At 59.2% G+C, this 794-nt stretch carries 1 protein-coding gene and 1 pseudogene; one reads left to right on the top strand and one right to left on the bottom strand.

What is annotated here, in order from left to right; genetic code table 11:
* On the bottom strand, positions 1 to 222 hold a 222-nt coding region (locus V6C16_RS14560; protein ID WP_333543602.1), incomplete at its 3' end, for an NAD(P)-dependent oxidoreductase.
* 204 nt (positions 223 to 426) lie between these two features.
* Between V6C16_RS14560 and V6C16_RS14555 the strand changes: the two are divergent.
* Positions 427 to 794, top strand: a pseudogene (locus V6C16_RS14555) (glycosyltransferase family 9 protein); the annotation flags it as partial.

The following is a 794-nucleotide window of genomic DNA, read 5'->3' as shown; positions in this document are numbered from 1 at the left end:
CCTACCCTCATGGCCGCCGCCAAAAACATGCAGGGCGTCAAGGGCGGCATCGCCGGGCGAAGGCGCATCAATATCCAGTACGAGCACAAGGGCCGGGTTGCACGCCAGCACTCCTTCGAGCTTGCGGCGTCCCACCTGACCAAGACCCGCCACGAGGCAGCGCATCCCCTCAAGGGAAAGATAGAGTGGATAAAAAGCCGTTCCGGCTACGGGTTTTTCCATGTGGGGTCCGTTGTGCGTCATAATGCAAAAAACTGCATGTTTTTCAGTATATGTCCATCATACAGCAGGCTTTACGTTTTGCAAAGGGCCGCCCTTGCTTCGCCGGGGCGATTGCCTTACCTTTTCGGGGTATGGGTGTCCGGCGCTGCCGTATGCCGGGCTGTTTGAAGTATTGTGTCTCCGGTTATCCGGCAAGGAAGGGATATGGCGGTTTTTCTGGTGCTTCAGGCAGCGCGCTTCGGCGATGTTGTGCAGACAGGACGCTTGCTGCAGGGCCTTGCGGCGCGCGGGCAGGTGCATCTGGCTGTGGATGAAAACCTGGTTGCCCTGGCGCGTCTTCTTTACCCCTTTGCCCGGATACACGGGTTGTGCCTGCACGGGCGCGATGAGCAGGGATTTTTGCTAAAAAATACGCGCGTGCTGGAGCAGTGGCGGCATGAACATTTCAGTGCCGTCTATAACTGCAATTTTTCCGGCCTTACTGCCGCCCTGTGCCGGATTTTTGAGCCGGAGCAGGTGCAAGGCTTCAGGCCCGCGCCCGGCGGCATCTGGCGTTCGCCGTGGGCGCGCGT

The sequence above is a fragment of the Desulfovibrio sp. 1188_IL3213 genome, from assembly GCF_036763145.1.
In the GTDB taxonomy this organism is placed as follows: domain Bacteria; phylum Desulfobacterota; class Desulfovibrionia; order Desulfovibrionales; family Desulfovibrionaceae; genus Desulfovibrio.
This window is presented reverse-complemented; position numbering and strand designations above follow the sequence as displayed.